This window comes from Kitasatospora sp. NPDC059803, assembly GCF_042732255.1.
Lineage (GTDB): Bacteria > Actinomycetota > Actinomycetes > Streptomycetales > Streptomycetaceae > Kitasatospora.
In genome coordinates, this window is the sequence record NZ_JBHWIJ010000521.1 from 1,573 (window position 1) to 2,474 (window position 902).

The following is a 902-nucleotide window of genomic DNA, read 5'->3' on the forward strand; positions in this document are numbered from 1 at the left end:
CCGCCCCCCCCCCCCCCCCCCCAGGCCGCCCCCCACCCGCCCGCGGCCGCCGCCCACCACCCCCGCCACCCCCCCGGCCCCCCCCGCGCCGGCGGCCCCCCCCCCCCCGCTCCGGAGCCCGACTACGAGGTACTCAGCGAGCAGGCCGCCGGATTGGCGGTGATGGCCCAGAACGAGGCGCGCGCCGTCCGGGAGAAGGCCGAGCGCTTCTCCGAGGACCTCCGGGACGAGGTCTACGAGGCCGGCCAGGCCCTCGGCCACGCCGCCAAGGAGTACGCCGCCACCACCCGCTCCGAGGCCGACCAGGCCGCCCGGCGCACCGACGAGCGCACCCGCGCCGAGGCCGAGGGCATCCGGGCCGAGGCCGACCGGGAGAGCCGCAGCGACCGGGACGCCGCCACCTCCTACGCCGCCAAGGTGCGGGTGGCCGCCGCCGAGGCCGGCGAGCAGGCCGAGGCCACGCTCGCCGAGCTGCGCCGCAAGGCCGACGAGACCTTCGCCCAGGCCCAGACCAAGGCCGACGCCGAGGACGCCCAGGTCTCCGCGACCGCCGAGCGCCGGGTCAAGGAGGCCGAGCAGCACCGGGAGACCGTGCTCGGCCGGATCAAGCAGTTGGAGACCGACGCCCAGGCCAAGGCCGACCAGCTGATCGAGCAGGCCCGCCGGGAGGCCGAGCGGATCAACGCGGCGAGCGAACGCGAGCAGGGCGAGTTCGACGGCCGTCTGGAGACCGTGCAGAAGCACCTGGACCACATCAAGGCCACGCTGGCCTCGCTCACCGGCGCGGCGGTCGGCGCCATCGAGCCGGAGCGGCTGGCGGCGGCGGTCGCCGGGCCGGCGGACGCCCGGCGGGTCGCGGACGCGGTCGCCGACGCGGGGGCGGTGGACGCGGCGCCGGGGGT

The 902-nt window shown here is 78.8% G+C and carries 1 protein-coding gene; it reads left to right on the plus strand.

Going from position 1 to position 902, the window contains the following annotated elements; genetic code table 11:
• Positions 1–162: 162 nt before the first annotated feature.
• On the plus strand, positions 163–902 hold a 740-nt coding region (locus ACFV6I_RS39035), incomplete at its 3' end, for a hypothetical protein (protein ID WP_380430990.1).